Here is a 7,974-nt window from a genome sequence, read left to right on the forward strand (position 1 = left end):
CCCATACGACCGTCCGTGGAACTCGCGCCAGAAAGGCAGCGATCCGACCGAGAGCCTCCGCATTGAAGCCGCGCACGATCATGATGTCCGGGGCAATCCTGCGCGTCTCCCGCACGAGGTCGCGCAGCGCACCGACCGCCTGCAACTTCGTTCGCCGCAACGCCAGGGCGGGAACATCGCCGGCCGCCAGGGCAGGAAACAGCTCGCCCTCCTTCCCGATGCAGATGACGCTGGGCTCGAACCTCTCTCGGTCCAGTCGGGGAAGCAACGTGACAGCATGCCGCTCCGCTCCGCCGACGCGGAGGTCAGGCACTACACACAACACCCGCAGGGGGCGATCGGCTGTCATCGCCGCACCTTGCGGTAGAGGGCATCGAAACGGCGCCAGACGACGTCGACGTCGAACTCTGCTCGGATGCGCTGCAACGCCTGGGATCCGAGCCTGATGCGGGCATCGTCGTCGTAGACCGCACGACGCAAGGCTTGCGCGAGCGCGTCCACGTCGTCAACCGGAACCAGCACCCCACAATGATCGTCGATCAGTTCGGGGATGCCTCCCACCGCGCTGGCTACCACACACAGACCGTGGGCCATCGCCTCGAGTATCGCCATCGGCTGGCCCTCATTGCGCGACGGCAGGGCCAATACCTGGGAGCTTGTCAACAATTCGGGTACCCGATCCGGAGCGAGCCATCCGAGCACCGTGACGGTGCTACCCACCGACAGCTCATCGACCCGGTCCCGCGCGCGCTGCACTTCGCCGTCACCGGCGATCGTCAGTCGCGCACGCCCGTTTCCGTCGCCGATCATCTTCGCCCACGCGTCGAGCAGTGTGAAGGTCCCCTTGCGATCGCCGATGCAGCCGAGGAACAACACGTGCACCGGTTCACGTCCGGACGGCTGCCGTACCGGACGGCAAGGTCGGACCGCATTGGGAACAGAGACGATGTACGCCTGCGGCGCAATCCGCTCGAGCCGCTCTGCCCACCGGTCGCCGAGCGCCAATACCACGTCCGCACCGGTGAGTGTGGCGCGGATGAGCGCCTTTATTGGGCGCGGCGATCGGCCGTAGAACATATGGAAGTCGGAACCGTGCACGTGCATCACAACCGGCACCCGGAAGATTCGACAGATCCAGGCGAGGATGGCCTTTCGGATGAAGCTGCCTGCGACGGAGGTATGAAGGTGAACCACATCCGGCCGGTCGAAAACCAGAGCAGACACGAACGCGCCCAGCCCCGTCGCGAACGCCACGATCTTCGTGGCGACCGTGCCGTTCCGGTGGGTACTGACATGGCGAACATTCCACAGCTCCCACAGCGGAGTAGCTTGCATCGTTCGGACGAAAGTCGCTACTCCACCCCGGGTGGACGTACTGGTCGACGCCCACAGGGCCCGCTGCCGGTTCATGCGCGTTCCTGTTCTGGGACCGATACAGGCGCGCGTCGATGCGGATCCGGTGTCGACTGATCCGCGGGAAGTCGATCAGCCCAGCCGATGACGATTCCGACGAGCAGCATCACGACCGCGTTCGGAAAGTCGAAGAACCGTAGGTCTACCGTGAGGCCCGCGATCACGAGCACAACGAAGGCCATGATCGCTACGAGCGCGAGACGCCTCCCGCACAGGCCGTCGGCCGGCAGCACCCGGTATGCGTGGAAGAGACCGCAGGCCAAGAGGAAGAGGACCGCGAGCCACAGAGCCAACCCGAGTAGTCCCAGTTCCGCCGCGATTCCGAGCTCGTTGAAGTGAGACGCGATTCCGAAGCCGCGGATCCATGGCACATCCGGCGCCCACCGTTGATGATGGTACGTGTTCATCGCGGTGAAGCGCCCGATTCCCCACCCCGCCAACGGTTTCTCCTGGACTGCCCAGATCGCCGTCTCCGCAGTGTTGAGCCGATCCTGCAGTTCGTCGGGTGATCCGACACCACCCGCGGAACGATCGCTGCTGGTGAAGGCCGACCATTTGATGGCCACGGCGGCCGCCACGACCGCACCGGTCATGACGAACCCGGTTCGAAATCCCTTGGCAGACGCTGCTCCGATCAACACCACCACAGCGAATGCCAGCCAGACGACTCGCGTGTGGGTCAGATAGACGCCGTATGCGGACGCTACCGCGATAGCGATGGCCAGAATCCGGCTCCACCGGGGTTCACTGCGCGTTGCGGCGAGGAGGAGCGCCACGCTGAAACCGAGGATCAACACCACGCCGTTGACCACGGGCTGGTCGAAGATGCCGACGGCTCGCCCCTCCCAGCTCGGAGATTCGACTATGTAGCGTGGCCAGACGAGTGCGGTCGGACCATGAAACTGCAGAATGCACATCGCAGCCGAGTAAGCCCCGAGCAACAGGATCGTCCATAGAAGTAGCCGGACCGCAGACACTCGGTCGAATGTGTACCGTCCTACGAGAAACACCGTGAACGGAATGATGGTGCCGGTCAGTACGAATCGCGGTACGGAGAGTTCTGCGCCGGACACGGGGACGACGGAGCCGTACTGATGTGAGGAGAACATCGACATCACGTTCCAGGTGACGTAGAGAACCATTGCACACTCGATGGCGCCCAGACGCGGAGCGCGATCGATGCCCCGGGCAATCCAGATCGCCCACGCGCCCACCACCCCGAGGTACGCCAGGACGAAGGGATCCACCGGCAGAATGCTGGGTAGGGCAACCCGGAGAAACGTGGTGACCAGCAGCAGAAGCACAGCGACCACCGGATCGCGCAGCCCGGCGAAGACAAGTGCACTGCCGACGGCGCCGAGCAGAAGAAGCACACCGAAATGAGTCGGTACCTTCGCGGCGGCTGCGAGCACGATGAGCACAGCCACGGGGAACCCCGCGCCCACCATCCATCGGAAGGTCGATCCACCTGTGGACGAGACACTGGTGGGGTCGGCGAGGGGCGGTGTCCGTCTCATTGTCGTCAGGTCACGGACGCGCGGTCTGATCCGGAGTGGACTCGCGGACCTGCACGAGGTCGACGGTATCCAACGCGTCCGAGTCCGCGGACTCGTCCAACTCGTCCGATGGCGGGATCGGCGCACTGCGTCGCGTGCATCGAGGATCGATGATGACGGCGCCGAGCAACCTCGACTCCACCTGCCCGAGCAGCCGACATGCCTCCACCGTTTCGGGGACCCGCGTGCTGCGCCTTTCGACCACCAGCACTACCGCGTCTGCTGCCGCGCAGATCACCTGCGCTTCAGCTGCTTCCGTGATGGGCGGAGCCTCGACGACAACAACGTCGGCGATACTGCGGGCCTGTTGGAGCAGGTTGCCGAACCGCTCACGGGTGAACAGCGCGTAGGGATCACCGTTCCCTGTTCCGCTCGGCATCTCCGGTATCTCCGGTATCTCGCCGGGTACCGCGTCCTGGATGAACCCGGCGATCGCAGGTGGGGTGACCGGGGCGAGGAAATCCGCGACGCCCGGAGCGTCATCGACATTCGTTGCGCGCTCGGAACCGTGCAGATCCGCCCGCACGATCAAGGACCGTTCGCTCTGGATCGCCCTGTGCTCGGCGATTGCCCGCGCAACCTGTGCAACGCCCTCCGTGCGCCGCGGCGCGGTCACCACAATCGTTGCCGGGCGGGGAAGATCGGCCAAGCCGACGATGTTTGCCAAACGTCGGAATTGTGCCTCGCGACGCTGTTCCGCCCGAGGTTTCCCGCCGCGCGGGACCTCGACCAGCGTGTCCACGCCGACCTTCGCACGCACGTCGTCGGCGGTCGTGAGGCGTTTCGACACCGCGTCCAGCGCGAGAGCTGCAACGCACCCGAGTATCAGGCCGCCGAACAGCCCGAGCACCGCGTTCCGCGCCAGAGACGGGCTCTCCTCTGCGACGCCGGCGGCGAGCTGCTGGTCCTGCAGCTCGTTTGTCGTGTCCAACTCGATCGCCGTGATCCGGTCCTGGAGCTGCGCCATTGCGACGGGGTCCGCTTCGGGGGTGGCACGCTGCTCGTCGAGTTGCTTCCTGAGCTCCTCGAGGGTGTCGGCCCTACCGGCAAACCTGACGGTGTTGACATCGTCTCGGAACGCCCCGGCCATTGCAGTTGCCGCGGATGCCGCGGTCTCGGGGTCTTTGGCTGTGGCGTCGATATAGAGGATCGGACTCGCGGCGGCCGTGCTGGCTGCGAAGGATACGTCGTCGGGGACGCCCGCTCGAGTTCGGATCCGTTCCTGGTAGGGCCCGTTGTTGAAGTAGTCGACATACCCCACCACGAGGATTGCGTCCTGTTCGGGAGCCCGGCCCGGCGAGGAGACGATCAGCGCCGCCCTGCCCGTATAGCTGGTCCCGGCTTCCTTCGCTGCTACGACCCCTCCGAGGACAGCCAGCGCCGCGATGAGGACGACCAACACACGACGGCGCCAGATACGCTCGAGCTGAACGTTCAATGTGCTGGTCATGTGCCCCTCCACCATCAGGTTGCGGAGAATCGCGCGTCCCCGCTGAGATGTCGGGCCGACTCGGCACGCCATCGTTAGACCCACGGCGCCGACCCGAAATGTCGACTAAGCGACCTTCCCGACCTCGAGATTAATTTACTCCATAGAAGAGTACCTGAGGTATGGTTTTGGCGGATTTTTCATATTTGACGACTGGCATACGCGGCCGAGTATCATCAATCGCCAGAGGTGAGATCGTTGGATCTTCCGAAAACAAGAGTTGCAGTCGTCGCGGCGGCCAGGTTCCATCTCCGGCCGCTCCGCCGGATTCATCTTGCACGCCGGGCCCCGGCCTTACACCTCGGCCCGGTAGTCGTCGGCGGGCACGAAGTGGCGCTCCGTTCGCCGCGGCTGTCCGACGCAACCGCCTGGCGGGAAATTCGGCTGCGAGATCAGCGTCTGATCGAACCGTACTGGGTCAGTTCTCCACTGAGCTGGCCGGAGCGCCACACCGAGACGGTATGGGTCGACGAATGCCTTCAGTCACGAAAGGCCGCCCGTGCCGGCCTCGCGCTGCCGATGGTGGTCGAGATCGACGGACGCTTTGCGGGGCAATGCAATCTCGAGCGCATCGACGTGCGCACCAAGACCGCAGAGTTGGGAATCTGGCTCGACGCACGGGTAACCGGCAAAGGCGTGTGCTCAGTCTTGGGCGTGCTACTCGCGGACTACGTGTTCGGCACATTGGGACTACGCCGAGTCACCGCGCCCATCTGCGTGGACAACGCTGCGGCTGCGAAGCGGGCTGAGCGCGTGGGCATGAGACGTGAGGGCACAATGACCAGCTTCCTCGACGTCGGCGGCCGCCGTAGAGATCACGACATGTGGGCGATCACGTCGGATATGTGGGCGCCGGCCTCGAACATGGGAGACCCACGTCCCGACAACATCCAACATTGACGACACCCTGACCACCGCATTCGTCAGCCCTTGATTCGACCGGAACACGAATGGCGCGTTACTGTTCCGTTGCCCGGCGCGGGTTCTCCGACTCTACGAGCGCGTACACGCGCTCGAACGCCCGCCTACTCGCACACACCTGCGCGCGCGCCTCAGCACGCAGGCCGGAACGCAGATCCGGAGCGGCCTGCCACATATGGTGAACCGCACGCGTGAGTCGTTCCTCGAGCCCGTCCTCAGCGAGTTGCACCAACTCGACGCCGCCGGGGAACATCCCGCTCAGACCACCGAGTTTGTCGTCGTAATAGCGCGATGTGGACAAACCCACCACCGGAATACCTTGGGCAAGAGCGAAAACGGCAACGTGGTATGCGCCGGTGACGAGTACCCGGCACCGCGCCACTTCGGTCACCAGATCTCGGGCACTGGCGAAGCGCCCCAGTATGGGTCTCACGACCGGAAACCCGTCGACCAACGGCATCGTCGAGCGACGATCCTCGGCCTCGTACTCGGAGACGATCAGCGGAACGAGACCAGCATCGACGCTACCAGCGAACTCCCGGACCACACGTCCGACGACATCTTGTGCACCGCCCGTGACCTGGGAGTATCCTGCAACGCGAAGACATACCCCGATGTCTGTCCCGATCGGGTCCGATCGCATGTCGTAGGCCAGTTCCACGGCATCGTCGCCGGTGACCACGATCCTCTCGGAGGACACGCCGAGCGACCGCAGGAGCGCCGGGCCTCGCACTCCCTCTCGGACCGCGATGAGATCGACCTTGGGCAGGACTTGCGAGGCATGGGCGACGAGGTGTTCACCCGTGAGCGGTCCAATGCCCTGACCACACATCGCGGTCGGTATGTGCAGGTCAGCCGCGCGCTCGAGCAGATCGAGGGTTCGGTGGGCCTGATAGGGATCGACGTCGGTCATGTAGCCACCGCCCATGGCGATCACGAGTGAGGCATCGCGGACGGCCATCGGAATGCGCGGAATGCGCCCGCTGTCGTCGGGCACGGCGACCGATCCGCGGAGGGAGTCACGAACCCTGCGGGCGTAACGCCGTGGACGATCCGAGGCAGCCCACCAGCCCTCCGACACCGGGCCGACCAGGTGGGGTCCGGCATACGCAGGTAATTGCCACCATGGTCCGGATCGCGCCCATCTGCTCCCACGGCGATAGGTGACCGGCTCGGCGCTCGGAGCGAACGCGCGCAACAACGACGGTGCATAGGTCAGGACGCCGAGCCGCGCACCGGGCCATCGCTCGCTCAATCTCCTGACAGTGACGTCGAGGATGGCGAGATCACCTCTATTGGTGAGCCAGTACTCCCCGTTTTCGATCAGTACGCGCACAGTCGAACTGTCGATGCCCGTCGAGTCGGCCTCATAGTTCGCCATTACTGTCCTTGAAGAGTCCGGAGAAATCGGATATGGCTACAGTCTCGCGCGACAACGCTGGGCGGACAACAGTCTCGTCAGATGCAGCCCACGGAACAGATTTCCGATCGACGCCGCTTGCGAGTGCACCCCGACGGGGAGAGACTCGTGTCGACAGTACCGCACACGTGAAGGCACTGCACCCCTCCACACCCCGGAGTTCGGCTATGTCGAATGCACGCGACGACGGCTCGGCCCGCCCGTCGTTCACACGCTCCAACGAACTGCAGTCCCGCCTGAACAGAGTGGTGCCGGGCGGCGCACACACCTATGCGCGCGGTCCCGACCAGTATCCGGACTTCATGGCACCCGTTCTCGTCCGCGGTTCAGGCGCCCGTGTGTGGGATGCGGACGGAAACAATTTCATCGAATACGGCATGGGTCTTCGATCGGTGACGTTGGGGCACGGCTACCGTCCTGTGGTGAACGCCGTCTGCGCGGCGATCGCCGATGGAACGAACTTCAGCCGGCCGACCGAGCTCGAATTGCAGGCCGCGGAAGACTTCCTCGAACTGGTTCCCGCAGCAGACATGGTGAAGTTCGCCAAGAACGGGTCGGACGTCACCACCGCCGCGGTCCGCCTCGCACGGGCGGTGACGGGCCGAGAGATGGTGGCCATCTGCAATCAACCGTTCTTCTCGGTCGACGACTGGTTTATCGGTACCACAGCGATGAACAGCGGTGTTCCCACCGATATCGGCGCCAAGTCCGCCGGTTTCGCGTTCAACGACCTCGCTTCGCTCGCCGCACTCTTCGACCGGAACAACGGTCAGATCGCCTGTGTCATCCTCGAAGCTGCGACCGCAACGGCGGAGCCGGAACCGGGCTTCCTCCAGGGTGCCCGCGCCCTCTGCGACCGGCACGGCGCACTGCTGATCTTCGACGAGATGATCACTGGATTCCGCTGGTCGGCCGGCGGCGCACAATCGCTCTACTCAGTCGAACCCGATCTGTCGTGTTGGGGAAAGGCCATGGGCAACGGCTTTCCGATATCGGCCCTCGCCGGCAAACGTGAGTACATGGACCTAGGCGGTCTGAATACGGACCGCGAGCGCGTGTTCCTCCTGTCGACCACGCACGGCCCGGAGCGCGGCGGACTGGCAGCCTTCCGAGCGGTCGTTCACGCCTACGCCACCGAGGACCCGATTTCTCACATGGTGCAGTCGGGACAACGC

Annotated in this window: 7 protein-coding genes; 2 read left to right on the top strand and 5 right to left on the bottom strand. The window is 64.6% G+C overall.

The window, feature by feature from the left end; translation table 11 throughout:
- The 4 genes from AC1D1G_RS37815 to AC1D1G_RS37830 all read right to left on the bottom strand — a co-directional run.
- The coding region (locus tag AC1D1G_RS37815; protein ID WP_477956137.1) for a glycosyltransferase at positions 1–349 on the bottom strand (349 nt) is incomplete at its 3' end.
- Entirely contained in the window at positions 346–1,410 is a 1,065-nt protein-coding gene (locus AC1D1G_RS37820; protein WP_477956138.1) for a glycosyltransferase family 4 protein, read from the bottom strand. The genes AC1D1G_RS37815 and AC1D1G_RS37820, both read right to left, overlap by 4 nt.
- Positions 1,407–2,840, bottom strand: coding sequence for an O-antigen ligase family protein (locus AC1D1G_RS37825; RefSeq protein WP_477956139.1), 1,434 nt, complete (start codon positions 2,838–2,840; stop codon positions 1,407–1,409). The genes AC1D1G_RS37820 and AC1D1G_RS37825 overlap by 4 nt, the downstream gene beginning before the upstream one ends.
- A 100-nt stretch (positions 2,841–2,940) precedes the next feature.
- Positions 2,941–4,419, bottom strand: a complete 1,479-nt coding sequence (locus tag AC1D1G_RS37830) for a P-loop NTPase family protein (protein WP_477956140.1) — start codon at positions 4,417–4,419, stop codon at positions 2,941–2,943.
- 237 nt (positions 4,420–4,656) lie between these two features.
- Between AC1D1G_RS37830 and AC1D1G_RS37835 the strand changes: the two genes are divergently transcribed.
- Entirely contained in the window at positions 4,657–5,358 is a 702-nt protein-coding gene (locus AC1D1G_RS37835) for a GNAT family N-acetyltransferase (RefSeq protein ID WP_477956141.1), read from the top strand.
- Between the two features lie 58 nt (positions 5,359–5,416).
- On the opposite strand, the gene AC1D1G_RS37840 is transcribed toward AC1D1G_RS37835, so the two are convergent.
- Positions 5,417–6,760: a polysaccharide pyruvyl transferase family protein gene (locus tag AC1D1G_RS37840; RefSeq protein WP_477956142.1), complete on the bottom strand. Its 1,344-nt coding sequence runs from the start codon at positions 6,758–6,760 to the stop codon at positions 5,417–5,419.
- A 206-nt stretch (positions 6,761–6,966) separates the two neighbouring features.
- On the opposite strand from AC1D1G_RS37840, the gene AC1D1G_RS37845 reads away from it, so the two are divergent.
- Positions 6,967–7,974, top strand: a 1,008-nt coding sequence (locus AC1D1G_RS37845; protein ID WP_477956143.1) for a glutamate-1-semialdehyde 2,1-aminomutase, incomplete at its 3' end; no start/stop codon positions are given.

The organism is Rhodococcus sp. P3_B8 (assembly GCF_056402775.1).